This window comes from Lysinibacillus sp. FSL M8-0134, assembly GCF_038069745.1.
GTDB classification, from domain to species: Bacteria; Bacillota; Bacilli; order Bacillales_A; family Planococcaceae; genus Lysinibacillus; species Lysinibacillus irui.
In genome coordinates, this window is the sequence record NZ_JBBPAJ010000001.1 from 3791750 (window position 1) to 3818129 (window position 26380).

Below are 26380 nucleotides of genomic sequence, written 5' to 3' on the forward strand. Positions count from 1 at the left end.
GTAAGGAAGGGAGCAATTTTCATGACAATGTTACAAGATATTTTAGAGTTTAACAAAGTGTTTGTCGAAGAAAAAAAATATGAACCATTCATCACTACAAAATATCCTGATAAACGTATTGTTGTTTTATCTTGTATGGATACTCGACTTGTAGAGCTTTTACCGAAAGCAATGAATTTACGTAATGGCGATGTTAAAATTGTGAAAAGTGCTGGCGCTTTAGTTAGCCATCCTTTCGGCGCAGTTATGCGTAGTTTATTGGTTGCTGTTTATGGCCTACAAGCAGATGAAGTTTATGTCGTTGGGCATTATGACTGTGGTATGAGTGCAGTTGATCCCGAAGCAATGTTAAGTGAAATGATTAAAAGAGGTATTGATCCAAAAACAATTAATATGCTAGAATATTCCGGTTTTGACTTAAAAGAGTTTTTACGTGGTTTTGGTGATGTAGCGACAAGTGTTAAAAAAAGTGTTGATACAATTCGTAATCACCCGCTAATGGTGAAAGATGTACCTGTTCATGGCCTCATTATCGATCCAAATACAGGTCATCTAGATTTAATTGAAGATGGTAATAAACAATAGTCATTACCTTTTGATTTACAACTAATAAGGTGCCTATCTTTCTCCATAACGAAAGATAGGCACCTCTCTAATTATTCATCCTCTAAACGTGCATATATAAAATGATCTACCCATTGACCATTTATATACAACAGCTTTCTTAACAGACCTTCCTGTTGAAACCCTGCTTTCTCTAATACGCGCATAGAAGGTGCATTTTGAGTAGAAACATATGCCTCTACACGATGTAGGCCTATTTGATCGAACGCGAATCGTACCACCATATTTACGGCCTCTGTGACGATTCCCTTCCCTACATAAATTTCATCCATCGCATAGCCAACAAATGCACTTGAGTATGGTAAGCGTTTTACAGCATAAAGTGCAATATGTCCTATTAGATTGTTTGTACCATGCTCAAAAATACCAAAAGTATATTCTCGCTTTGACTCCATCAAATAGAGACTTTCTTGAATTTTTTTGTATTGAGCGTCAATTGTATAATATTCTGGTCTTTGTAGTGGCTCGTAAATAGACCAAAAGTATTTATTTCGGCTTACGAGACCCGTTAAACTTCGTGCATCTTTTTCTTGGAATGTGCGGATGTAGCATTTTTCTCCCTTTATCGTTACCACATTCCCACCCTTTTTTCTTAATAGATTCCAAATTTTAAGCACCATTTCTCCACACTAGCCTTCCAATAAATATCAGTACATTCATCATTCTGGTAACATCACTACTTTGAATTTAACATAGCTTAAAAAATGGTTTTCATTCGCTACATTTCAAAGGTTGAACATTTAGTTTATTTCATTGTATGTAAGAAAAGATGCTGCTACAACTAAAACAACTCATGTCCTATTTCATAGCAGCACAATTCATTATTTTGATTTGGTTCTTACTTCTCGTCCCCAATTTCTAAACTGGACGAATCAGCATCCTCTAGTTGGCCATTATCTAATACATTTGTTAAATGGAGACCACGTTTTAGAGCCTCTCGTTCAATATGTGCAATGGTTTCCTGCAGCACCTGTACACGGGCGTGCTTTTTATCATCACCAGCAACTAAGATCCATGGAGTATCCTTTTTATCAGTCTTTTCAAACATTTCATTTGCCGCTTCAATATACTGTGGTGTTTTTTCACGATTTCGCCAATCTTCGTCTGTTAGCTTCCAAGATTTATAAGGGTTTTGTTCCCGTTCTTTAAAGCGTTTTAATTGTTCTTCATCTGATACATGAAGCCAAAACTTAATGATTATGTAATCTCCTGCAGTTAAAATTTTCTCGAAGTTATTGATTTCTTCATACGCACGAGACCATTCATCCTTCGATGCGAATCCTTCGATACGTTCTACTAATACACGACCATACCAAGAACGATCAAAAATAGCGATTTGCCCATGCTGCGGTAACTTTCTCCAGAATCTTTGTAAATAGTTATAGCGCAATTCATGAGGCTGTGGAGCTGAAATAGGGTGTACAACATAACCTCGTGGATCGAGACGTTCAATTAGTCGTTTAATAGCGCCACCTTTACCAGCGGCATCCATTCCTTCAAATACCAAAATTAAACCAATTTTGTTTTTTAATAAAAACTGTTGGGCATTTAACATTTCATATTGGAGTACTTTTAATTTCTTTTTATACATTTTTTTATCTAGTTCAATCGATAAGTCTAGATTTTTTAAATTTTGTGCCAATGAAACTTCACTCCTTTTATGTAGATAATCCCATTGTACTAAAGAAAAATATAGATGCCTATTGAGATGGTAAATTGTAGTGATTATTAGCAAAACAACACGATACATTGTTGGAAATTTCCGTTATAATAAAAAAAGTGACAGTACTATACTTATTTGTCTTTTCCCTATACAATCTAAACACGAAGGGAGAGGAAATCATGCCTCGGTTTATCTTGATGACAATCTCTTATCTTGTCTCATTCATCCTAACCTTTTTATCCTTTTTCATGAAAATAAACGGTCAATCTTCTCTAGAAATTTCTAATCGGTTTTCTGTAGTATTTGCACCAGTTGATATTAGTCATGCAATATGGATTGTCATTTATTTATTAATTGGCTATTGGTTATTGGTGAACATTAAAAAGACATCTATGAAACAGTCTGCTCTCTTTAGTTGCATAAATATTTTGCAAGCCTTAACGATATATGTATGGCATCATGAGTTATTTATTGTTTCTCTTGGCATCACCTTGCTTTTGGTCTTGTACTTATTTATGTTGTATAATACGTACTCTCTTCACGACAAAGCGTTGTCAGGTCGTATTCCTTTCTCCATTTATTTTGCATGGATGACATTTATCTTGATTACGAATAGTAGCTTTACGTTAACGGCTTATGGTTGGAACGGCTTTGGTCTTAGCACTCCTCTTTGGGCAGTAATTTTACTGACACTTGGTGGAGCTATTGCACTACATATCCGCTTTCATCACTTTGATACCATGTATCCGAGTGTTTTTATTTGGGCTTATTTAGGAATCGCTTTACATAATGGTTTTGATGAGCTTCTTGTAACAACTGCCGCCTTATTTTTATGTGGTGTTCTCTTTGTTGGTATTTTATTTATTAAAAAAAATCCTGCCCACCAAAAATAAATTGGTTAGCAGGATTTTAAATTATATCCTATTCTTCATCTAAGGAAGTTAAAATAATTGGTTTATCTTTAGTGACAATAACTGAATGTTCAATTTGAGCTACAAGCGATTTATCAGGTGTAACAAATGTCCAACCATCACCAGCTTCTACAATATGCTCTGCTTTTGCTGAGATAAATGGCTCAACAGCAAGCACCATTCCTTCTTTCATAATCGTAGAATCCCATGCATCATAATAATTTAAAATATGATTAGGCTCATCATGTAAAGATTGACCTAAGCCATGTCCTGTTAAATTCATAATAACAGTTAAACCATTAGCATTCGCCTCTCGTTCAACCGCTTTACCTATTTGATTTAATTTAGACCCAGCTTTAACCTTTGTCATTGCTCGATCAAAAGCACTTTTAGCAACTCGGCATAGTTTTTCTTTGTCCTCATAACCCTCACCAACAACAAATGAAATGCCAGTATCTGCAAAGTATCCATTTAATGACCCAGAAACATCGATATTCACAATATCCCCTTCTTGAATAACACGTTTTCCTGGAATACCATGTGCCACTTCTTCATTGACACTAATACATGTATATCCTGGGAAATCATATTCCCCCTTAGGTCCAGAAATAGCACCAGCCTCTGCAAACATGCGGCCAGCAATTTCATCTAGCTCAAGTGTTGTAACACCTGGTTTTGTTGCTGCTTTCATGGCTTCACGAATTTCGGCACAAATGCGTCCAATTTTTTTAAAAGCTTCAATCTCTTCTTGCGTTTTTACAATCATGTATAACGTCCCTTTCATCTAATATCTATTCTTTAATATAACATAACTTTTTATGCGTATAACGATAAACGCTTTAAATATTGTATGCTTTCCTACAATGCAAAGTGCTAAACGAGCTATTCATGACCAAAAGTCCCTTCACATGAGTGAAGGGACTTGCTTGTTGTTGAAAAAAGTTGATAATTTTGCTAATGATTCTGTGCGAAAGCGAATATCATCAAGTAGTATAGAACGAAAAGCTTTTATACCCTTTTACAATAAATCATTTGAGGAAACTTTTATTATGCTTTTCTTTGCATTAATTGTGGAGCGGCTGTGAATAAAAGCACGCCTACAATTGCCGTTAAAATGGTTGCTGGCAACATATATGTACCATTATAAATGATAGAATAGATCCATGCATTTTGATCACCCGCATACTCTGCAAAAAATACAGCTCCAGCAATTGTATGTGCTGCGTATCGTAAAAAGCCTGCAAAAACAGTACCTACGATAATGTAAAGTGCCATTTTCGTTTTGTTCATATTTTTTGCAGCATCCAACACAGGTCCACGTACAACCGCTGCTAATCCTACAACTGTAAAGGCAACACCATAATCCAATAATCCTTGAAGCCAGTGCACAATATAAGCACCAAACATGGTTTGCATAACACCCACAAGTAATCCCGTTGTTAGCCCAGCAACTAAGCCCCAACGAAATGCAATTAACATAATAGGCACCATGACAAGACTAACAGAGCCACCTTGTGCCCATACTTTAAAGGATACTTGATCGAGCACAAGGCCAATCGCTGCAAATATCGCAATCTCCACAAGCATTAATAGTCTTTTTTTGTCCATACATATTCTCTCCTTTGTTCCGATGTAGGATACAAGAGCAGGAATAGAAATGCAGACATCTTTTTTATTCCTAAAGAATGAAAAAACGATGCCAGGACAGAGCCTGACATCGTACAAGTGTCGGTTTCTATCCACATCCCTACGCAAGTGTTAACTTACAGGTTCAAAGAGTCAAGGCATTACGTGCCCAGTCTCAGCTGACATCATCAGCTCCCCTTGTGGTCGTTACATCTGAATTTATTTGAACAATCCCATTGTACGCAAAGGATTGGATGATTACAACCTTTTCCATACATTATTTTTTTGAAACTTTGCCGTTTTTCATGCGTAAATATTAAAAAAGGAGGTACAACTATGGAGAACCAAAAAATTTTATCTGCCTTTAGTTATCTTAGTATTTTCTTCGCCCCTTTTATCGTCCCATTAATTGTTTACTTTGTAACGAAAGATAGTGATGTAAAAAGACATTCAATTCGTGCACTTGTCTCTCATTTAATTCCTTTTGTTTTTGGCATCCTATTTTTTATTGTCTTTGTTTTTTCTACATTAAGATTAGATCCAACGTCAAGTAATAATACTGTGATGGTTGTTTGGTTAGTTTCATTTGCCGTTTATGCCATTGTCTCACTTGGTATTGTCATATGGAATATTATTCAGGCTGTTCGAGTAATCCGTTAATGTTTCAATTTTAAGCGAAACAGGTAGTAATAATTGTAAAAGGAGCTGTTTTTTAATGAAAGTATCAAACGTTGTGAAAACTGCTGTAAAATTGGCACCTATTGTTATTCCTATCGTCAAAAAAGTAATGGCTGCAAAAAAAGGAACAACTCCTACAGCCACTTCTCGAAAAAAATAAAACAAAGGCGTATTCCCTATTTCGGAAATACGCCTTTCACTTATTTCACTTCAAAGTATGTCTGACTATGGCCATTTAATGTCTTTTCTACATGTAAAACCGCTGGCATTGCAGATTTTAATTCAGGCACATGAGAGATTACGCCAATCATGCGACCAGAATCCTGTAAATCAATTAATGTATCGATTGCTTTATTTAATGATTCCTCATCAAGCGAACCAAAGCCCTCATCAATAAACATCGTTTCAATATGAATATTACCTTGGAAGCTTTGAATTACATCTGCCATTCCTAAGGCAAGGCTTAATGAGGCATTAAATTTTTCGCCTCCCGATAATGTTTTGACATCTCGTAGTTGATCGGTATAAGCATCGTAGACATCAAGACCTAGTCCGCTTTGTTTCGCATGCTTTTCCAATCTATCTGAACGTCTGAGCTCAAATTGACCATTTGATAAATGATAAAGGCGAATATTGGCAGCTTCAGTAATTTGGTCTAAGTAATTAATTTGAATATAGCGCTCAAAAGATAGCTTTTTCGAATTTTGGCCGTTTAATAATCCATAGAGCTCCTTTACTCTTCCCGCTTCTTGCTCAAGTAAATGAAGCTCCCTCGCTATTTCTTCTACTCTTTCAATAAAACCTTGGCAAGCTTGAGCAAAACCTCTCAACTGTTGTAAACGTTTAAATGCTTCCTCATAAGATATACGAAGTTGTTCTACTTTGGCTTCCATGGACACTAAATCTTGTTGCTCTTTTCCTTGAAGATACATAGCCCCTTCAGTAATTTGGATTTGCAATGTGTGTACCTGTAAAGCATAGTCACTACAAGCTTTTCGAAGGGTCTCTATTTGCAATAAACTCCGTTTGGCAGCTGTATATTCCTCGTAGCTGTCAAAGCCTATCTCCTGCATGCTTGCTGAGAATTGCTGACGTTTTTCATTCATTTTGAGTTGTAATTCTTCAAAAGTTTGTTTGGCTATTTCCATCGTCAATTTTGCATTACTTGTTGCTTCCTTCGCTCTATGCAATTCGTCTTGACTCTCTTGCCATCTTTTTTGCAAATCCATTTTTTGTTTACTGATATCTGTAAGCTGTTGCTGTAATTGCTGCAAGGTTGGTAAATGGTTTGGCATATGTTTAAGCTGTTCTTCAAGAACTGCTTGCAGTCTTGTCATTTCTTTCAACTGCTCAGCTAAATATTGCTCTAAGTTCATCTGTTTAGTTCGTAGCTGCTCTATTCTCTCACGTTGCTGCTTAAGTTTTAATCGCATATCTGCTAATTGATGATGAACAATTTTTAATGTCGCAATCTCTTGCTCTATGTTGTTTAATGTAGAGATGAGCTGTGCATGGTCTTGCTGTGTAATGTGCTGCTCTTCTAGTTGCTGACAGGTTTCTTGATAAAGCTGTTGCGCAGATGACAAGAGCGCTTCTTTTTCTAGGTACTTACGCTCATCTAAAGAAGCCTTAGCCCTTAACACTTCGACTTCAGAGAGCTCTATCATTTCCTGTTGCTCATTATGTGTTTTCTGGTGTGTCAAACTGCCACATACAGGGCAAGGTTCCCCGTCCTTCAACTGTTCAGCCAAAATACTAGCCTGACTTGTCAACCAACGCTGCTCTAATAATTGTAGAGCCTTTTTACTCTCCTGATAGTGAATGTCAGAAGTGGCTACGTCCTGCTTAGCTAACTCTACAGCCCCTTTGTATTTGTCTACTTGTTTTATTAATGCTACCTGCTCACGAAGTTTCGGTAACTGCTCTAAGTAGCTTTCATATGGCTCAACCTGTTTTTCATATTGTTCCATCGTTTGAGAAAATTGCTGTAACTGCCCTTGTTCTTTCTCCAATAACATAAGATTATCAGCTACTGCCTGTTTTGCTGTTTCGACATATTGTTCTGCTATTTGCAGCTGCTGCACATTGTTTTCATAGGCTTCAAATTTAGGCAATAAAGTCTGTAATTGCAATTCCTGCTGCAACATCTGTTGACGTTCAGGCTCTTTCGCCTCTTCAATCTGATATTTTTCTTGTGCCCGTTGTAGCTGCTCTTTTGTTTGTTGAAGTTTAAATTGAGCCTGTTGAAATGTTTGTTCTTTTAAGTTCAGTTCAGCACGTAAATCAATACATTGTTGTTCAAGTGGCACAAGTCGCTCCGCTTGTTCTGCTAAAACAATCTCCTGCTCCTTTGCTCGGTATCTATCCTGTTCTTTTAACAATAGTTGCAGTCTCTGCTGCCGACTAGCTTGCTCTTCGAACTGCTCATTTATTGTTTTTGCTAGTCGATAATATTCCTGCTCCTTTTGATGAAGACTATAAGCTTCATCATATTGCTGCTGTTCTTCCTCTATACATTTCTTATAGTAGCTAAACTCCTCCTCAAGTGCCTGTGTCAGTTGATGTAAATTTTCCGTATTGTCAGCAATCAAGGTGAATAAAGAGGATGAACGTTGCGGTAAGGCACCAACAATTTGACCTAATAGATGTTCCTTTAATTGCTTGGCACGCTCAAAATCCTTCTCCGCCTCTTTCCGTTTGGCATCCAGTTTTTTTGTCATGACGCCAAAACGATCTGTTTTAAAGATTTTTCGTAAAATAACTTCCTTATTTGTAGAGTCAGAGGTCAATAACTTGCGAAATTCACCTTGAGGTAACATTACAATTTGGCTAAATTGATCTTTTGTGAGACCTATGATTTCCAACAATTTTTTATCGACTTCAAGCGTTTGTTGTTTCTCTACGATGCTATAATCGAGCTTTCCCTCTCTTACTTCAGCTAATTCTATTTTCTTACCTGTGATCGTTTTATTTTTTTCTTTAATATGACCTGGCTGTCTTACTATTTGATAAACTCTGCCATGCATTTCAAATAGGAGCTCTACAGCTGTATAGACATCATCATGAGCAAAGCCGCTTCTCAGTAAAGCCGTATCCTGGCGATCCTCACCACTACCTGATCCGTAAAGCGCATAACAAATAGCGTCGAAAATGGTTGTTTTCCCAGCGCCTGTTTTTCCGGAAATGGCAAACAAACGATGTTCTCCAAGCTCTTGGAAATCAATCACCTCAGTATCTTTATACGGACCAAATGCAGTAATCGTTAACTTTAATGGCTTCATTTTACTGTCTCTCGCTCCTCATCTAATAATTCCTGTAACATCTCGGTAAAAAGGCGTTCCGTATCTTCATCTGGCTGGATGCCGATAATATTCGTAAAGAAAGAACGGAACAAGTCTATATCCTCTAGCTTTTCTGTTTCTACAACTTGTAACTCACGTGGTGACTCTTGTCGTAGTATCTTACGTTCTACATGCATCGCATGGGGAAAAACACTACGAATGCGTTCCATCGGTGAAGAGACGGTTGTCGTATCCGTCAATCTGACAAAGACATAATCATCACTCGGTGGTAGCTTTAACAGATCCTCCAATTGACCTTCTACTACTCGTAAATTTCTTCTTGGTACGAGCTTTCTTTTGGTTACTATGCTTTTACCGTGTTCATCTAATTCAATGATTAAAAAGCCTTTTTCATGTAAGTGCTCTGATAATGAATATTTTAACGGAGAGCCTGCATAGCGGATCGTTTCATTTAAGACAAAATGTGCCTTATGTAAGTGTCCAAGAGCGGTATAGTGGAAAGGTTTAAATAAAGCTGCATTCACACAATCTGAGCCCCCGATAGAAAGCGGACGCTCTGAATCACTGGTATTGGCTTCTTCCTCACCATACTTTGTGACGAAAGCATGTCCCACAAAAATATGACGCTTACTCGCATCCATATCCTGAGTAATATGATCTATAATTCTCTGCATAGCGTCTTGATGAGAACGAATCGTTTCATCTTCAAAAATATGACGAATTGAGGCGGGCTCAGCATACGGTACAAGATGAAAATGTACCTCTCCATATTGATCATTCAAAATAATAGGGACATGATCTTTCGTAAATTGCCCCTTGATATATAAACCACTATCACTCATCAATCGACTCCCAAAATTTAAACGACCCGCACTATCATGATTTCCCGCCACTGCTAAAACAGGAATCTGCTTCTCTAATACTATTTTCGCTAATACATCATTTAGTAAATTGACTGCCTCAATAGGGGGCATTGAACGGTCATATAGATCACCTGCGATGACAATTATATCTGGTTTTTCATCATCTATCGCTTGTATAAATTGTTGCAGAATATATTGTTGATCTTCTGTCATATAAACACCTTGAACAAGCTTCCCTAAATGCCAATCTGCTGTATGAAATATCTTCATTCTAGTCCCTCCTAATCTTCTTTATATTTTAGCATGACTACTGCCTATCTAGTGGTATTCAGCAGTATAGTAGTTCTATCCAATATTGGATTTCATATAAAAAAGCATCTAAATAGATGCCCTTTAATAACGATTATTTAAATGTTTTCTATAAAAGCTTTATAGCCAGGAAATCCTTGAATAGCATAAGCTGTACGGGTAGACTGCCGTTGTGTCGTTTCCCGTTCCTTGGATTTCGCTGATAATTGTTGCTTTATAATTTCCTCAAACGATAGAGGATTGGGCTTGGGTAATTCGGATGAAGAGATCGTCAAAGCATTACTACCACTATAAGACTGTAAAAATGCATTAGCCATTTGACGGTAGCCTTCAAAGTTTGGATGAACATCTGCACTATTTGGTAAGTAGTTTATGGCATCCAATCCAAAGCGATCATAAACATCTACATAAACCGCTCCTGCATCCTCTGCCTGTTGTTGTAAAATCGTATTTAATTTAACTAGCTGTTCGTTCGTTCCCTTTTTTTGTGTAGGATGAACATATGGATAGGCAAAATAATAGCCCATTACAAAAATCTTTGCTTTCGGCGCAAGTTCATTTAACTCATCTAAAATGGTTATCATATTTTTTCTAGCCAAGTTTAAAGTGGAATCTGTTTGAAGCTGTGAAAATGCTAATGTGCCAGCAGTTGGGTTCACTTTAACAAGGCGTAATAAATCATTGGCCCCTGCTGACACTGTAATAAGGGTCGCATTTTCTAGTAAGTGTTTGGATTCCTCAGATTGGATTCGTTCTAGCACATCGGCCGTTGTAAAGCCTGGAAAGGCAAGTTCTTTTGTATAAAATGATAATTGACCCATTGAACTTAACTTCATGGCTATTAAATCACTATATCCTGCATCAATTTCTTGATAAGGTGTTTGACCAGCAGCTAAGGAATCTCCAATAGCTATATAGCTTTCTGTTTGAGCATAAGCAGATGAAGCCCAACATGTCATTGCTAATATCGTCACACCGATGAAGCTCCACAATCGCTTCATCTACTCTCCTCCTTTGCACTTTGACTAGTGATTAAAAGGCCCAGCTACCCTTGCGGAAAATTGGCTCTACTGTACCATCCGGTAAAATACCATCAATATCCATTTCTCCACTACCAATCATAAAGTCCTCATGTGTCACAGAAATATTTGCACCTAGTGCCTCAAGTTGACCATTTTCTAAATCTCTTCCACCTTCTAAGCATGTCGGATAGGCTTCACCGATAGCTAAATGGTTTGAAGCATTTTCATCGAATAACGTATTGAAATATAAAATCTCCGACGCTGAAATTGGTGATTCATGAGGGACAAGTGCTACTTCACCTAAATAGCTAGAGCCTTCATCTACTTGTATCAGCTCTTGCAGTAAATCATGACCCACTTCAGCTTCTGCTTTAATAATTTTGCCCTCTTTAAAGGTTAATTTAAAGCCATCAATGATATTGCCTTGATAAACTAAAGGCTTGGTATTACTTACGTACCCATTTACACCTTGTTTCATCGGAAGTGTATAAACTTCTTCTGTCGGCATATTGGCAATAAAAATATTACCATCTGGTGTTTGACTGCCACCTGTTAGCCATTTATGCTGTGGCGCTAAGGCAATTGTTAAATCTGTTCCTGGTGCTGTATAGTGAAGCTTTGCATATTTTTTATGATTTAGCAATTGTGCACGTGATTCTAAATTAGCTACATGCTCTCGCCAATTATCCACTGCATTCCCTTCCCCAATATGAACCGTTTTAAAGATAGCTTCCCACAATGCTGGAACTTGCTCCGTTTCCGTTAATTGAGGAAATACCTTCGCTGCCCATTTTGGTGAAGGAACCGCGACGATAGACCAAGCAATTAAATCCTTCATGACTGCATTACGATAATTTTTCAATGCTGCTCCTGACACTTTTTGGTGTGTTGCTAATCTATCTGCAGGTATTCCTGTCAATTTATCAGGATCAGCAGCATCAATCCATAGTAAAGCACCTTTACGCTCAATTAGTTCATCACGCATTTTTACGACCCATTCAGGGAAACGATTAAACTCCTCATCAGAAGCGTGTTCAAAATACGCACGATCCATTTCATCATCCGAAAAGTTTACATGGACACGCCCTGCGCCAGCCTTATAAGCCTCTTTTACAACTAAACGAGCAAAATCTAAAGCTTCTACTGATGTATTCACTAACAAATATTGACCTGGTTGAATATTGACACCCACTTTTACCGCAAGCTCTGCATATGCCTGTAATTTTTCATCAAATGTCATGTTAATTCCCTCGCTTTTGTCCAATTGTTTTAGAATTACCTTCAATCAGCTTGCCATCATGCCATATTTTTTGCACAGGCTTGCTTGGAATTTCTCTTGTCCATTTTTTATAGGTCTTCTCATCACGATAAGATAATAACGTCAATACTTCTCCGTCTGCTCCTGCACGACCAGTACGCCCTGAGCGATGTAAGTACTGTTCAATTGTTCTTGGTACATCAACATGAATAACATGTGTTAAACCTGCAATATCTAAACCACGAGCGGCGATATCTGTTGCGATTAAAATACGTGCATCCCCTTTACGGAATGCATCTAATGCCTTTTTACGTTCTTCCTTTTTCATGTCGGAGTGAAGTGTTACGATTGGCGCAGAGCGATATTGTAATTTCGTTTCCTTCATTAATAATTGATCGATATTATTGACGAAAGCAAGTGCTCTTAATCCTTCAGTATGTGATAGTCTTCGTAGAAAATCAGTTTTATCACGTTCTTCTACCTTCACAAATGAGTGGATAACTTTGCCGACCTTTAACATATCCTCTGGCTTAATTTTAAAACGAACTGGTTCGAACATCATACGACTTGCTACTAATTCAATTTCCTCTGTAATCGTAGCTGAAACAACAACGACTTGTCGGCCATAGGCAGAACCTTCGATAAAGGATTTGATAACTACACGGTATTCGCGACTAAGCAGTTGATCACACTCATCCAAAATAATCGTTTCTATTTCTTTTAGTTTTAATTTTCCTGCTCGTGCTAATTCATTTAAACGGCCAGGAGTTCCAACAACAATCGTTGGTTTTTTCTTGAGCTTTTCAATTTGACGAGCAGAATTGGCACCACCAATAAGCTGCTGAACTGTAATATCTGTGCCAGCTGTCCATTCGCGGATAACTTCTACAATCTGCATAGCAAGTTCTTGTGAAGGAGCTACGATCAGTCCCTGTGTTTGTTTTTTTGCCCCATTTACTTTATTCAATAGTGGTAAAACATACGCTAATGTTTTACCTGATCCCGTTGGCGATTCCGCTACAATGTCTTTACCTTCAAGCATAGCTGGTATCATTTCATCTTGAATTTTCATAGGTGTTTCAAAGTTCCATTTTGCTTGAATTTCTTCTTTTAATAAATTAATGACTGACATGTTATTTCCCACCTTCTATCTACTTGACACTAGTTTAACACACTCCGCCGTTTCCTACTTTATATGTACGAAGCAATGGACCATTCGTTTCAAAAATCAGCGGTTCCTTCCATAAAAAATCTGCCTAACCTAACACGGAAAAAGTAGCATGTCCACAACTCTTTAAAGACTTGTAGCTTACCCGTGAAAAGCAAGCAGATTCTTTTCAATTCACTCAACAACTAATCGACTAGCTCATAACCGCAAGCCAAAATGGCACATTCAGCTAATACGATTAGTGAATCGATATAGATTTCATTTAATTTCAAATCCCGATTAACAATAGATAGCTCTGTACAGCCTAACACAATGCGATCACAATTTAATGCCAGCATCGCATCTTCTAGTGGTTGCCAGTCCTCCAGCGTAACATCCTTACCAGCCTTGACATAATCATAAATGATAGTCATAACATAGGCTCTCATTTCATTATCTGGTACTACTGGTGTAATGCCATATTCCTCTAAGGCTTCTTGGTACATACGAGATGTTAAGGTACCTGTCGTTGCTAAAATACCAACACGTTTTGCACCTAAATCCGCAGCACGCTTCGCTGTTTCACGAATCATATGCAATACTGGAATGGGTGAACCCTCTTGAATATCATGATAAAACGTATGGGCTGTATTACATGGAATAGCAATCATATCTGCCCCTACAGAAGCTAATTTTTTTGCATCCTCAATTATGACTGGAACTGGATTATCCTTCGTTTTATCTAAAATAAAAGCTGTACGGTCAGGGATATTTGTATCATTATCTATGATCGTATGTAAATGCTCCTGATCCTTTTGTGCCTTCGTACGTCTTACAATCATTTCACCAATAAACATTGTTGCAAGTGGCCCTACGCCACCAATGATACCTAAAGTTTGTTTTTTCATATATTAGACAGACCTTTGTTATTAAAATATTTCTTATATTTGCGATAAAAGCTTAAATTATCAAGCGTAACATTCAACCATCGTTTCGCATTCATATCCTTATAATTAAAAATAGAATCTGTAGCCATCCCTTGACGAATCAAGCTTTTCGCTTCAATTACTAATTGTTCATTTTGAACATATTTGAAAAGAACACCATTTGGTACAATCGTCCAAAGATGCTTGTTTTCCACGTATGTTAACGATTGTTTACTCCCTCGAACAAAATCATCCGCTACATACTGCATAAAGTTATAGCCACTAGCTGTCACATAATAATTGGAAAGCTCATTATGTAATTCTATACTCAACAATTTATATTGACCATCACGATCATCATATTTCATATCGAATGTAGCAAAGCCTTGGAATTGTATTGCTTCAAGGAATGTCTTCACGATATCCATCAATTCCTTATTATAAGTTGTCATGATGGCTACATAACGACCTATTCCTTCTGGAGAATGCTCTTCTAAAATGGGATTGCCCACAGCAAGAAGTTTTGCTTTTCCATCTTGTCCAACATACGCATTGACAACACGCATATTAGCATCTTCTCCTGGAATATATTGCTGAATCATCAGATCATCACGATAGGCGGATTCCTTATAAATAGCATGGAATATACTGTCCTTTTCATCCTTATCATATGCAATATATACTTTTTTCTTACCAGGAAAAATACATGCAGCATATTTTTCCATATTCATGGGCTTAATGACAATTGGATACTCAAAAGGCATGTCGAAGTTTTCATAATCATTAACCGTGCATACATGCATGGCAGGAAATTGAAAACCATATTGTGCACAAAGCTCATACATCTTTTCTCGGGTTAATAGCTGATGAGCAAGTGTAGCATCTACATAAGGAATAATGAAATCCTCTGTTAATTCTGCTTTATGCTCTACAATTTTTTTGACATAAAATTCGTCACAGGCTAGGAGCAGTAATTTTTTATCTATAAATTCCTGGGCAATTGACTTAAGTGCCGTAACAAATCGTTCTTCTATATGAAGTCTCGGTACCTCACGAAAAGTCAGTAAATCACTTTGCTGAATTTTTTCCATGTTTGTATGATTTAGTGCAAGGGGCTTTACACCATAGGCTTCGTAAAATGCTCTGGCCATGCCATAAGCATTCATTTCATCCCCAAGCAATACGGGTAAAAAAGCGTGTTCAATGGCCATTCTACTCAACTCACTTTTTGCTTTTTTTATTAGTGTAACATACTAAAGATTTATAGCTTGCTTATTTATGGACAGCTACAGCCTGTTTGCCTAACTCACGATAGCTATTAAAGAACTGATCCACATTGTATGTTACGTAGCCCTTTAACGGGTCCATTACAACTACTTTATCGCCTAAATGTCCTGTTAAAACAACAGCATGTAAATTCATAAAGGCATCCCGTGAAGTTGACTCACCTTCATAAATCCAGCCTCGTTCAGCTTTTTGTTTAGGCTTTGATAAATCCAGTGTCACCCATGTCACAACAGGAACTCCCTCACGGACTAGCTCTAAAATATCTGCCTGTGATGCCTGACTCATATTCGTTACGCGTAAATTTTCCTGTTTATCTGCAATGACTGCCTCTGCCGCTTTGACAATTGGTGCAGCAAAAACATACATCCCATGAGCCTTATCACGAGGATTGCCAGCAAAAGCTACATTTGGATTTGGTCCAAAACGTTTTCCGCCTACTGTACGTATTTCTTGCTTTGGTAAATAATGATCTGCCATTTCAAGCTTTGTCACATTCATTCCAAAATAATTTAACACGGCTGTGAGTGATGTGATTTCACAGCCATGTGGCAGTTCAGGATTTTGCATAACAACAGGTACATCTAATTCTTGCTCGTCTCTAGAAAAATGTGTTTGCAATCGATAGTACGGCTTTGTTGTATCGTACGTAAAATTCTCAATTGTTGTATATCCGACATTTGCCTCACTATTTTCTAGTGTAGTTGCAGCAATTGCATATTCTCGTCCTGCCTTTAGCTTCGAAAATATTGCTTCCCCTTCTTCAGAACCAATTGCTTCTTCTACTACATCACCTGTTTGTACATCTGTGATCGTTAAATATAAATTAGGGATAGGTGCTCCACTATTAAATTCTACTGTTAAAACTGTTAATTGGTTTTTTTGTTGTGAATCTTGCTGTGAAAATGGCTGGCAGCTAGACAGCAACATGATGATCAAAATGCCAATAAGTAAAAGGCGCTTATATCCTGTCCACAAGACAAATTCCGCTCCTATTCTAATTCAAAGAGTAATCTCTTCTCCAATTCTATTAATACAATTTGTCGTAGACTCTATTATACGATACTTTCCTAGTTGTTCCTATTAGAATAGAAGCTTATTCGAGCATGAATTCTATCACATGTAAAGCCATTATGGTGATGCATCCAAAGCGTAATGGATAATACTTAAATCGTCGTTTCTTTTGGTCGTAATGTATGCTTTAATACCTTACCAGAGGCATTCCGCGGTAGCTCAGCTAAAAATTCGATCTCATAAGGGACTTTATATTTTGCAAGTCTAGTCTGACAATAGGAGAGTATCGAATTTTCATCAAGGGATTTGTCTTCTTTTAAAACAACAAATGCTTTCGGCACCTCACCATACACTTCATGTGGTAAGCCAACCACTGCTGCTTCTAAAACTTCTGGCATTTGATATAAAACTTCCTCCACTTCGATTGGGTAAATATTTTCCCCTCCTCGAATGATCATATCCTTTTTCCGATCTACTATATACAAATAGCCTTCATCGTCAAACCGTCCTAAATCACCTGAGTAAAGCCACCCATCTCTAATTGTTCTAGCTGTTTCTTCTGGATTGCGCAAATATCCCTTCATAACCTGTGGCCCTTTTACACAAATTTCCCCTACCTCACCAGCTGGTACTGACTTACCTTCACTATCAACTACACAGACCTCTGTATGCGCTAATGGCTTACCAACGGAGCCGATTTTCGTTAAAGCATCCATATCAAGTAAGGATGTGGCCGCAGGTGAATTTTCTGTTTGACCGTATAGATTTTGAACTTTTACATTTGGAAATGCCTCTTTTACTTGTTTTACAAGCTCATAAGGCATTGGAGCTGCCCCGTAACATAATAAACGTAAATGGTTTAAGCTATGTTCCTTAAATCCAGGCGTATTTAAAATGATCGTGTACATGGATGGAACTCCGAAGAAAATCGTCGCTTCTGTTGCTGCAATTTGCGCTAATGTTTTAGTTGGTGAAAATACTTCTTCAATAACAACGGTTCCCCCTTGATAAAACATCGGCATAGCAAAAACATGCAGGCCAGCACAATGAAATAAAGGTGTGCAAATAAACATCTTATCCTTGCTCGACATGTTCATAGAAGCAGACCAAATTTCTGCTGTAGCCGCAATATTATGATGGGTGAGCATGACACCTTTTGGTTTACCAGTTGTACCAGAGGTATACATAACAACGGCTGTATCATCCGCCACCAATGGAACGATCGTTCTTTCACGATCCTGTTGTTCAATCCTATTATTCATTTCCTGAAGTTCAATAGCATGTTGGAACGAATAGGAAACATCCTTCAATGTTTCTGCTAATCTTTCATCATAGATTAGTCCCTTTGCCTGTGAGTGATTAAAAATATAATCAACCTCTGGTGCCGCTAATTTAGTGTTAATGGGCATCACGATAAAGCCTGCTAATTGAACACCTAAATAAGCGATTAAAAACAAATCGGAATTAAGCGTATATAATGCAATTACATCCTCTTTTTCATAACCTTGCTCCTGTAAGTAAGCAGCAAATCGATCAACACGTTGATAAAGTTCACGATAACTTAGCTTTTTTCCATCATACAAGGTTGCTATCGTATTTGGTTGCTGTACAGCATAGTTTTCAAGAATATCTGTCATACACGTCGTCATTTTAAGCCCTCCAAAAGTTCATTTTTTAATCCGAGATAGAGTAAATTAATTCGCCTCAACATTCATGCATCTAGAATTCTTCAATCCGTCCCATACATTTGAGTGGAACCTTTGGGATAACATGATGTCCCTACACTTTCATTGCCATATACACGTTTAACAGGTCTTCCCTATTTACATGGAATACCGCTAAATTAACACCAGTACACAAAATCAATAAAATTCAGAAAATTATGATTATATTTTAACAAGCAATGAATTTCTTGGCAATTTTCCTCACGTTCAAATTAAAGAAATATTCTTAGACGTTTTACTTTTCTAGTAATTTCTAATAGGTGTATGATGTTTGTACGATTATTAAAGGAAAGGCCGGATTTACATGCTTTATGCACTTTTAGGAGATTTACATTCTAATATAGAAGATACTAAAGCTGTTCTTGCTCATATACAACAAACAGCAGAGGAAGCAACCATCATTGGGTTAGGTGATTTATATGAATGCACTGTTAGTAAGAAAAAGGCGCAAACTATGTCTGGCTTGTCGTTGGAAAAGGCAGCCATAGTAGAAAATGAATTTGAAGAACTACTAACCTTCCCGTCTATACGAGGCAATCAAGAAGAACGCATTACTCAAGTTACAGGCATCCAACGTTTTAAAGCTTTACCTGAGTCAATGGAGATTGATGGTGCGATACTTATGCACGGACATCAATTTAAGTGGAACGTCAACTGGCAACCTACATTTCCTCCTTTTCATCAACCATTGTTATTCTTTGGTCATAGCCATGAATCGGGACTCTATCATCAGCAAAAAAAATTACCTATCCGTATTCGTTACGGCCAACCGATTGCAATACAAGAGAAACAATATGGGGTTAACGTAGGTTCAGTTATTGACCACCGTGAATGGTGTCTCTATGATAGTAAAAAACGGACAGTGACATTTATGTGTGTCCCCCCTACTATAAACGTAACTGAATAGCAAACATAAAGAGCAAGCTAGTTTTAACTAGCCTGCTCAAATTTTTAGTGTATATATTGTTTTTTACTGTTTAGTAAAATTTCCTTTAACGCCTGTAGTTTTTCTATGACAACAGAAGATTCTTCCGTAATTTCCTCCAGGTATTTCTCAGCCTCCACTTTATTACCTGTATTATATTCACGGACTGCTTTTTTAGCTATATCATGTATATGAATAAACGGTTGTTCAAGCTCTATATAGGCCCGCTCATCACCTAACAGCTTTTTGCCTGTGCCATAATACCATTCGCCAAGGCGCGATTCCTCCGGTGAACCTACGTCCTGTTCAGTCATCGCTTCAAAGCCCAGCAGTAAATTATAAATCTTCCAACGCCATAATAAATGGTCTGTAATCGCTAATTGAATAATATCCTCTTGGCTAATAATAAAGTTTTTAGAAATCGTTGTTGATCGGTATCCATCAATCATTTTACTTAGCTTATAAATGGCAGAACCCATATCAAAAACAATTACCTTACTTTTTTGCATACTCTCTGTGATTGTATGATTACGTTCAGAAATAATTGTAGCGGATTGTGCTTGTACCTTGGTTGTAGTAGCTATTTCCTCAAAACGAGCTCCTTGCTGCTGTAAATTTCTGTTTATTTCTCCAAGGGTTTGTGAAACATGTAAGGTATCCGTAACACCTTGATGTAAATCTTGTGAAAATTGTGTTGTTAAAAAACTAATATTTTGCGTAATTTGAAGTAATTCCTGGATATCTGTATGTATCGATTTAACAGATGTATTTGTATCATCTGCAAGTTTTCGCACTTCCTCTGCAACAACCGCAAAGCCTTTCCCTGCTTCACCGGCACGAGCCGCCTCAATTGATGCATTTAATGCCAACAGATTAGTTTGATCTGCAATTTTCTTAATTAATTCCATTAGTTTTGCGACGCTATTTACACGATCTACTAAACGTTTGATATCCTCCTGCATGGATTTATGCCCCTCATCGGTCGTTTGCAAAATGGATGAAATTTGTTGTAAAGATTCCAAATCCTCATTTAATTTTTTAAACGCCTGCTTTGTTTGCTCGGAAATATCACCAACAGATGTGGCGATTTCTTCAATACTTTCATCTAACTCATGCATCAATTGGTCTGCCGCAATAATTTCCTGATGTTGAATATCTTGAAATTCAATCAATTCCTTTATTGTATCTAACTGTGTATTATAAGTAATGATTTCGCCTAAACCGTTAACTACAGACCCTGCTTGAATTTCAATATAGGTCTCCAAAATAATTTGTTGGTCAATCGTTACTAAGCTATCATAAGACAATAAAACATCAAGCATTTTTTCTTGATCTCGTGATAGTTCTTTTACAATAAGCGGAATAATTAATTGATTGATCAACGTATAGGCTGAAATCATCCAATTCGGGAGTACACCAATGCGAGCATGAATGTAGGCGATTTTACGTCGTTTAAATACATAATCTAAATCTAACTCATCGTCAAATAAGCTAATAAAATGTGAATCAAATAAGCCTTTCAAACGCTCTACTGATGAATGCGTATTGATGACCTGGTTAAACTCTGGAATTTCCAGTAGACGATCATAAAAATTATCCAGTATATGCTGACGATTGTTCTCATACATTTTACGTAAAAAGCCTACAGACTCCCTTCTTATTCTAGACAAAGCAAGAAAATCTAGTTTTTCTTTAAAACGTTCATTGGCCTCAATGTCTGAGTTTTTTGTTGCTGAGAAATAATCATAGTTTTGACTAATCTTCTTCCTTTTGAACATAGTTCCCACTCCTTTTCGAATCTAAAGTAAATATAAATTCCCAGTGTTTTAAAACGAATTATAGATCTTTCCTCATTACCTTCAACAAAATAAAACATATATATTTTACCAACAATAAAAAAACAAAAGTAGATTCTCCAAAAATTCTTTACACTTTCTTATTTTTTTGTCCACCTTATTGACAATTTCTCATTTTCTAGATAAACACTATTTTTACGCAGAAAAAACGCTAAAATCATCATTTGACTTTAGCGTTTTTTACCGTATAAGATTAAAATTTGACCTAGCACTCGCAATCGCAATTTTGTAAGCTATCCAGTAACTTTTCCATCTCCTCTAGTTGCTCACAAAGCGTTTGAATCATGCACTTTAGAATTGGAATTAATTCTTGGCAAATACAGAATCTAAGGACATTTTGTGCTAGTCTTATACCTCCCTGATGATGGACAATCATTTCCCTTAAATAGTTAATGTTAATACTATTGGATACTGGTGGTGCACACATGCAATTAAACATTGCTTCCGTGATTTCTTTGTAAGCACACATATACTCGTATAATTCGTACTCTGAATTTTGTACGACACAACATCGATTTTGTATCGCTTCAAGACTTTCAAGCATTTCTGTATGTGTTCGAATGATTTCTAATGCGAGATCCTGTACAGGAATATTTGTTGTGTAGCGTAAAACATTTTCTGACATTTGGATTGCCGCTACTTGATGAGGAATGATTTGCTTAATAAAATTTTCTGAAATACTACAAGTAATGGTTACATAGGTCATACCCTGCATCATTTTTTTGAGGATTCGTTGATATTCCTCTAAATATGCCTTTGTTACATTACTAAGTTCAATTGGTTTAACCATTAGACACACTCCTTTCAGAGTAATGTATGCCCGCTAGGTTGTTGTGCGATAGACAATTGTACCAATTGCTTAATAATTACGGATGCATCATTTCTCAATGCTTGTATTTTTCTTTATATGTATCTAAGCATGTTTGACAAATACATTTATCTGACTCTTTCTGTGCAACTTTTAAAACTTTCTCTGGAAAGTTGACTGTCATACACCAGCATTCTTTTTCACCTTTTACTAAACCACAATGGTTTTCCCCCCCACATAATGGACAACTCTCTTCTCCTGTTAACAAGATGCTCACCTCCCTTACTTTACTCACCATTGTAAAGTAAAAAAGGAAGAGCACTCAATACCTTACTCCTCCCCATACATTTATTGCTGATTCTTGTGTATTTCTTGTCTTACTTCTTCAAAATCTGTATCACTATAGATAGCCGTCCCATGTCCTCCGGTTTTAGCCAATAGCGCCTTTACGTCATTATAGGATAATCCTGCCTCTGCGTTTTTTTGCTTCACTTCATTAATATTTGTACCCGCAGAGGTAAATTGGACTTCTTTTTCATCATGCATATACTTCTACCTCCTATAATTCATCAGGCTGCATTTCAATCAATTCATCGCCTTCTCTTTCCACTCTCTTATTAAGTTCTTCAATTGGAATAGCGTCTACAGTTTGCATATCCTCATGCAAATCGAAAAGACTAATGTTATCTGATTCAACCATATCAGGCTTATCTTTACTATTTAAATTCATAAACATTTTCTTTTGATGTGGTACTTTATTCATATCCATCTTGTCACACTCCTTTACCTATAATGTGTGTAGTGCTGGATATATTATGTGTTTTTCTGTTTTGTACTTTTATCAATACGATGATATTCAGATATTTGAATAACTCGTACATGTCTTGTATGCAATTCATGATAGATACCTCTACTGTCTGTAAAGGATATATATTGATCTCTTTCACTTTTAACCAATTGCTCTGCTTCTTGCTGAGATTCAATATAAATAAATCTTCTCACATAATGCATCTCATCAAAAAAATAAGTAATCTTAAATTCCTTCATTCTCAATGCTCCTTGGCTATACATGGTACTCTATATTCTATCCAAAGAGCTAAAAAATTTACGTTCTTAAAATTACTTAAATCATTCAAGCATATAGTAAAACAATTACCAATGCTTAGGAGGAAATCAAGATTGAATCATACAGTCAAAGCGGGAGAAACACTGTCCCAAATTGCTCAAGATTATCGCACCTCTATCACATCAATCATTGCTGCTAATCCAGGGATTCAGCCAGATCATCTTTTAGTTGGTCAACAAATTGCTATTCCTGGCTTTCCCAATCCTGATACAATTCCATACCGTATTGAGATATCTACCAATAATCGTTGGCTACGCTTGTATAGAGACAATATCCTTCAAAAACAATACCCTATTGCAGTGGGACGCATGTTACATGAAACACCAGTAGGCAGTTTTATTATCATCAATAAAGCCCCAAACCCAGGTGGTCCTTTTGGATCGATGTGGATGAGCTTATCTAAAGAACACTACGGAATTCATGGCACTAATAATCCTAGTTCCATTGGGCATGCTGTTTCACACGGATGTATTCGCTTGCATAATCGAGATGTTGAAGAGTTAGCAAGTATTGTGCCTATTGGTACGGAAGTAATAATCCATCCATAATAAAAGGGCTATCTTTTTTGATGAATCAAAATAAGATAGCCTTGTTTATTATTTTTACCCATCGCTTCTAGCTTGTGCAAGCTTTGTTAAATAGTATTGCTCTTCACGCCACATATGGTCTGCCATTGGCGCTGTAAATGTGCCTAATACCTCTGCACTTAACTCCATTTCTTCTAATTCTTTTAAAAACGTCTTAAATAAAGCCATTTCGATTTCTACATCTTGATTAAAGCGCTTTAAAGCTGGAAAAGAATGCATATTTGTACGTAAATAGCCCGTTAATTCGACTGCCTTTAAATAAAATCCTTCAAAATGCTTAGCAAATGCATGACTCTTCTGCTTTAATCGTTTCTCTACACCATCTAAATCATCATTGATGATGCCTGCGTGTCCAGAGGCGTCTAAAAGCCACACTAAATGATGATGTAGCTCGTGAAAGATTGGTGGAGCCTCACCTTTTTTCAAGTAACTCAGTACATTTTGGTATTCTTCTAATTCATTAATCATGTGATTGATAAATGTAGGCGTTAAATGGATCCCAATATCACCCGACAGTTGATGTCTAAGTAGATGAAGTTTGTATTGCTTCAATTGCTCGACATTGTCATCCACTGTTACTGAAAACGAAACAGCATTTGAATCATCGAGAGAAGGAATATAAGTAAGTAGCTGTGAGAATTGTAGGATATACTGATTAGCTCTTTGAATATCACCTTTTTCTGAAGGATAAAGTGCGTCATGAATAAATTGAGCGTGGTTTTGCATGATTTCTAGCCAAAATCGATGTTCGAAAATGGCATGTTGCACAAAATTAGACAATCATTTACCCCCTTTATTTTAAATTTTGAGTTTAACTTTTAAGGAACAAAAAAATTTAAATAGAAACATGCTGTTCGTAAGGATATCTCTCCATTCTATTCATCGAGCAATTCAAATAGTAGCAATCCATATAAGTAAGATCGTTCATTGTAAATATCGTATAGGATGAAATATGAAAAGCTATACTACCTATGGCTAAAGAAATTTTTAATGCATTTAGTGAAAACTATAGGAGGGAATACGTTGTCTACAAGTAAACAATTATTATCTATATTCGCCCTTGGTGGCATTAACGAAATCGGAAAAAATATGTATGTAGTGCAGTATGCAGATGACATTATCATTATTGATTGTGGGGCAAAGTTTCCAGATGAGACCTTGCTTGGTATTGATTTAATTATTCCTGATATTACTTATTTACTTGAAAATAAAGAAAAAATTAAAGCTTTAATTGTGACTCATGGACATGAGGATCATATTGGTGGAGTACCTTATCTACTAAAAAAAATAAATGTACCTGTCTATGCAACTCGATTCACTTTAGGTCTTATTGAATTAAAGTTAAAAGAACATAAACTTTTAAGAGAAACCGATTTAATTGAAATTCACGCTGACTCTTCTTTACATCTAGGACAAATAGATATTAGTTTCTTTAGAACCAATCACAGTATTCCCGATTGTTTAGGAATCGTTCTAGCCACACCCGAAGGAAATGTTGTCCATACAGGAGACTTTAAATTTGATCTAACACCTGTGAATAATCAGTTCGCCGATATTCACAAAATGGCGGAAATTGGATCGAACGGAGTGTTAGTTCTTATTTCTGAAAGTACCAATGCAGAAAGGCCAGGTTTAACGCCTTCTGAACAACTTGTCGGACATCATATCGAAGAAGCCTTTTTACACGCTGAACGTAAAGTAATTATCTCAACTTTTGCTTCCAACGTTAATCGTATCCAACAAATTGTTAATGCCGCTATTACTACGAATAGGAAGTTAGCATTATTAGGTCGCAGTATGGTGAACGTCGTTGATGTTGCAATTCAACGCGGTTATTTAAATGTTCCAGAAGATATGCTGATTGATGCTCGCGAAGTTAAATACCTTCCACCAGAGGAGGTTGTAGTGCTATGCACAGGTAGCCAAGGTGAACCACTAGCCGCACTCGCTCGTTTAGCAAATGGCAACCATCGTGAAGTAAAAATCCTACCAGACGATACCGTTATTCTAGCGGCCTCTCCTATTCCAGGCAACGAGAAGGGTGTTTCTCGTATTGTCGACAATTTGTTTCAACTAGGTGCAAAAGTCATTTATGGATCTTCTAGTCATACTGGAATGCATGTTTCAGGTCATGGACATCAAGAAGATTTGAAGCTTATGTTAACATTCATGAAGCCTAAATTTTTTATTCCTATTCATGGTGAGTACCGTATGTTACATCAACATCGTTTATTAGCTGAAGCCGTTGGCGTTCAAAAGGGACATACATTTATTATGAAAAACGGTGATGTCGTTGATATTGAAAATTCAAAGGCAAGACAAACACGTAAAATTCCAGCTGGTGATACGTATGTTGACGGTATCGGAATAGGAGAAGTCGAAGGAATTGTTCTACGAGATCGCAAACAGTTATCAGAAGATGGAATGCTTGTCATTGTTTTGACACTTAATAAAACAGATGGTGCTTTTATTTCCGAACCAGATACTATTTCACGAGGTTTTGTTTATGCAAAGGATTTCGAGGAGCTCTTAAATAAGGTCAATGTCCTTACTAAAGAAATAGTCAATGAGCTTCAAGAAGAAAATAGACAACAAATACATGTTCTACGAAGAGAAATTAAAAGGGCTGTAGGACAATATTTGTTTGCACAAACGAAACGCAAGCCAATGATTTTACCGATTATTATCGAAATTTAACATGTCGGTGCAAGGATTTTTACATCCTTT

Annotated in this window: 27 protein-coding genes and 1 riboswitch; of the genes, 7 read left to right on the forward strand and 20 right to left on the reverse strand. The window is 36.8% G+C overall.

The features are described 5' to 3' along the window. Positions 1 to 21: 21 nt before the first annotated feature. Positions 22 to 585 (forward strand): beta-class carbonic anhydrase, encoded by a 564-nt coding sequence (locus MKY49_RS19370; protein ID WP_274794527.1) that lies wholly within the window; start codon positions 22 to 24, stop codon positions 583 to 585. A gap of 71 nt (positions 586 to 656) precedes the next feature. Here MKY49_RS19370 and MKY49_RS19375 read toward each other — a convergent pair whose 3' ends face one another. Together MKY49_RS19375 and MKY49_RS19380 are read right to left on the reverse strand one after the other, a co-directional pair. Continuing rightward, the gene (locus MKY49_RS19375) at positions 657 to 1244 is read right to left on the reverse strand and encodes a GNAT family N-acetyltransferase (RefSeq protein WP_274794529.1); all 588 of its coding nucleotides are present in this window, start codon (positions 1242 to 1244) and stop codon (positions 657 to 659) included. A gap of 218 nt (positions 1245 to 1462) precedes the next feature. After that, positions 1463 to 2266, reverse strand: coding sequence for a polyphosphate kinase 2 family protein (locus MKY49_RS19380; protein ID WP_341386877.1), 804 nt, complete (start codon positions 2264 to 2266; stop codon positions 1463 to 1465). 200 nt (positions 2267 to 2466) lie between these two features. Here MKY49_RS19380 and MKY49_RS19385 point away from each other — a divergent pair, with 200 nt between their 5' ends. Next, entirely contained in the window at positions 2467 to 3180 is a 714-nt protein-coding gene (locus MKY49_RS19385; protein ID WP_274794531.1) for a hypothetical protein, read from the forward strand. A 28-nt stretch (positions 3181 to 3208) separates the two neighbouring features. On the opposite strand, the gene map is transcribed toward MKY49_RS19385, so the two are convergent. Both map and thiT read right to left on the reverse strand, forming a co-directional pair. After that, entirely contained in the window at positions 3209 to 3964 is a 756-nt protein-coding gene (map, locus tag MKY49_RS19390) for a type I methionyl aminopeptidase (RefSeq protein WP_274794532.1), read from the reverse strand. A gap of 281 nt (positions 3965 to 4245) precedes the next feature. Next, positions 4246 to 4806 carry an energy-coupled thiamine transporter ThiT gene (gene thiT / locus MKY49_RS19395; RefSeq protein ID WP_312507221.1) on the reverse strand — a complete coding sequence of 187 codons (561 nt, stop codon included), beginning with the start codon at positions 4804 to 4806 and terminating at the stop codon, positions 4246 to 4248. Positions 4807 to 4925: 119 nt separating this feature from the next. Beyond that, a riboswitch (TPP riboswitch) is annotated at positions 4926 to 5033 on the reverse strand. A gap of 127 nt (positions 5034 to 5160) precedes the next feature. Here thiT and MKY49_RS19400 point away from each other — a divergent pair. Beyond that, the gene (locus MKY49_RS19400) at positions 5161 to 5484 is read left to right on the forward strand and encodes a DUF4870 domain-containing protein (RefSeq protein WP_274794534.1); all 324 of its coding nucleotides are present in this window, start codon (positions 5161 to 5163) and stop codon (positions 5482 to 5484) included. A gap of 55 nt (positions 5485 to 5539) precedes the next feature. Then, positions 5540 to 5662 (forward strand): hypothetical protein, encoded by a 123-nt coding sequence (locus tag MKY49_RS19405; RefSeq protein ID WP_274794535.1) that lies wholly within the window; start codon positions 5540 to 5542, stop codon positions 5660 to 5662. A 40-nt stretch (positions 5663 to 5702) separates the two neighbouring features. Here MKY49_RS19405 and MKY49_RS19410 read toward each other — a convergent pair whose 3' ends face one another. The 9 genes from MKY49_RS19410 to MKY49_RS19450 form a co-directional block, all read right to left on the reverse strand. Beyond that, complete coding sequence (locus MKY49_RS19410; RefSeq protein ID WP_322611953.1) at positions 5703 to 8783, reverse strand: SMC family ATPase; 3081 nt, start codon at positions 8781 to 8783, stop codon at positions 5703 to 5705. Further along, positions 8780 to 9937: an exonuclease SbcCD subunit D gene (locus tag MKY49_RS19415; RefSeq protein ID WP_341386878.1), complete on the reverse strand. Its 1158-nt coding sequence runs from the start codon at positions 9935 to 9937 to the stop codon at positions 8780 to 8782. The genes MKY49_RS19410 and MKY49_RS19415 overlap by 4 nt, the downstream gene beginning before the upstream one ends. A gap of 137 nt (positions 9938 to 10074) precedes the next feature. Further along, positions 10075 to 10977: an SGNH/GDSL hydrolase family protein gene (locus MKY49_RS19420; protein ID WP_322606330.1), complete on the reverse strand. Its 903-nt coding sequence runs from the start codon at positions 10975 to 10977 to the stop codon at positions 10075 to 10077. Positions 10978 to 11008: 31 nt separating this feature from the next. Continuing rightward, the gene (locus MKY49_RS19425) at positions 11009 to 12238 is read right to left on the reverse strand and encodes an aminopeptidase (RefSeq protein WP_341386879.1); all 1230 of its coding nucleotides are present in this window, start codon (positions 12236 to 12238) and stop codon (positions 11009 to 11011) included. A 1-nt stretch (position 12239) separates the two neighbouring features. Next, entirely contained in the window at positions 12240 to 13388 is a 1149-nt protein-coding gene (locus MKY49_RS19430; RefSeq protein WP_341386880.1) for a DEAD/DEAH box helicase, read from the reverse strand. Positions 13389 to 13609: 221 nt separating this feature from the next. Continuing rightward, a complete protein-coding gene (locus MKY49_RS19435) occupies positions 13610 to 14311 on the reverse strand; it encodes an aspartate/glutamate racemase family protein (RefSeq protein WP_274794541.1) in 702 nt (233 codons plus the stop codon). Further along, the gene (locus tag MKY49_RS19440; RefSeq protein ID WP_341386881.1) at positions 14308 to 15540 is read right to left on the reverse strand and encodes a carboxylate--amine ligase; all 1233 of its coding nucleotides are present in this window, start codon (positions 15538 to 15540) and stop codon (positions 14308 to 14310) included. Before MKY49_RS19440 ends, MKY49_RS19435 begins: the two co-directional genes overlap by 4 nt. Positions 15541 to 15601: 61 nt before the next feature. After that, entirely contained in the window at positions 15602 to 16591 is a 990-nt protein-coding gene (locus MKY49_RS19445) for a C39 family peptidase (RefSeq protein WP_312507227.1), read from the reverse strand. Between the two features lie 188 nt (positions 16592 to 16779). Next, on the reverse strand, positions 16780 to 18276 hold the full coding sequence (locus MKY49_RS19450; RefSeq protein ID WP_312507228.1) for a class I adenylate-forming enzyme family protein: 1497 nt from the start codon (positions 18274 to 18276) through the stop codon (positions 16780 to 16782). Positions 18277 to 18655: 379 nt separating this feature from the next. Here MKY49_RS19450 and MKY49_RS19455 point away from each other — a divergent pair, with 379 nt between their 5' ends. Then, positions 18656 to 19258: a metallophosphoesterase family protein gene (locus MKY49_RS19455; protein ID WP_274794546.1), complete on the forward strand. Its 603-nt coding sequence runs from the start codon at positions 18656 to 18658 to the stop codon at positions 19256 to 19258. Positions 19259 to 19302: 44 nt separating this feature from the next. On the opposite strand, the gene MKY49_RS19460 is transcribed toward MKY49_RS19455, so the two are convergent. The 6 genes from MKY49_RS19460 to MKY49_RS19485 all read right to left on the reverse strand — a co-directional run bounded on the left by MKY49_RS19460 (position 19303) and on the right by MKY49_RS19485 (position 22987). After that, positions 19303 to 21054: a protoglobin domain-containing protein gene (locus MKY49_RS19460; protein WP_274794547.1), complete on the reverse strand. Its 1752-nt coding sequence runs from the start codon at positions 21052 to 21054 to the stop codon at positions 19303 to 19305. A gap of 283 nt (positions 21055 to 21337) precedes the next feature. Beyond that, the gene (locus tag MKY49_RS19465; RefSeq protein ID WP_274794548.1) at positions 21338 to 21922 is read right to left on the reverse strand and encodes a DUF305 domain-containing protein; all 585 of its coding nucleotides are present in this window, start codon (positions 21920 to 21922) and stop codon (positions 21338 to 21340) included. Positions 21923 to 22016: 94 nt separating this feature from the next. Then, positions 22017 to 22208, reverse strand: coding sequence for a cysteine-rich CWC family protein (locus MKY49_RS19470; RefSeq protein WP_341386882.1), 192 nt, complete (start codon positions 22206 to 22208; stop codon positions 22017 to 22019). Positions 22209 to 22288: 80 nt separating this feature from the next. Then, a complete protein-coding gene (locus tag MKY49_RS19475) occupies positions 22289 to 22486 on the reverse strand; it encodes a gamma-type small acid-soluble spore protein (protein ID WP_274794550.1) in 198 nt (65 codons plus the stop codon). Positions 22487 to 22499: 13 nt separating this feature from the next. Beyond that, the gene (locus MKY49_RS19480) at positions 22500 to 22709 is read right to left on the reverse strand and encodes a hypothetical protein (protein WP_274794551.1); all 210 of its coding nucleotides are present in this window, start codon (positions 22707 to 22709) and stop codon (positions 22500 to 22502) included. 44 nt (positions 22710 to 22753) lie between these two features. Further along, the gene (locus MKY49_RS19485) at positions 22754 to 22987 is read right to left on the reverse strand and encodes a hypothetical protein (RefSeq protein WP_274794552.1); all 234 of its coding nucleotides are present in this window, start codon (positions 22985 to 22987) and stop codon (positions 22754 to 22756) included. A gap of 132 nt (positions 22988 to 23119) precedes the next feature. On the opposite strand from MKY49_RS19485, the gene MKY49_RS19490 reads away from it, so the two are divergent. Further along, a complete protein-coding gene (locus MKY49_RS19490) occupies positions 23120 to 23614 on the forward strand; it encodes a L,D-transpeptidase family protein (protein ID WP_341386884.1) in 495 nt (164 codons plus the stop codon). 54 nt (positions 23615 to 23668) lie between these two features. On the opposite strand, the gene MKY49_RS19495 is transcribed toward MKY49_RS19490, so the two are convergent. Next, positions 23669 to 24433: a DUF2935 domain-containing protein gene (locus MKY49_RS19495; protein WP_312507232.1), complete on the reverse strand. Its 765-nt coding sequence runs from the start codon at positions 24431 to 24433 to the stop codon at positions 23669 to 23671. A 243-nt stretch (positions 24434 to 24676) separates the two neighbouring features. Here MKY49_RS19495 and MKY49_RS19500 point away from each other — a divergent pair, with 243 nt between their 5' ends. Next, a complete protein-coding gene (locus MKY49_RS19500; RefSeq protein WP_274794555.1) occupies positions 24677 to 26350 on the forward strand; it encodes a ribonuclease J in 1674 nt (557 codons plus the stop codon). Positions 26351 to 26380 lie beyond the last annotated feature (30 nt).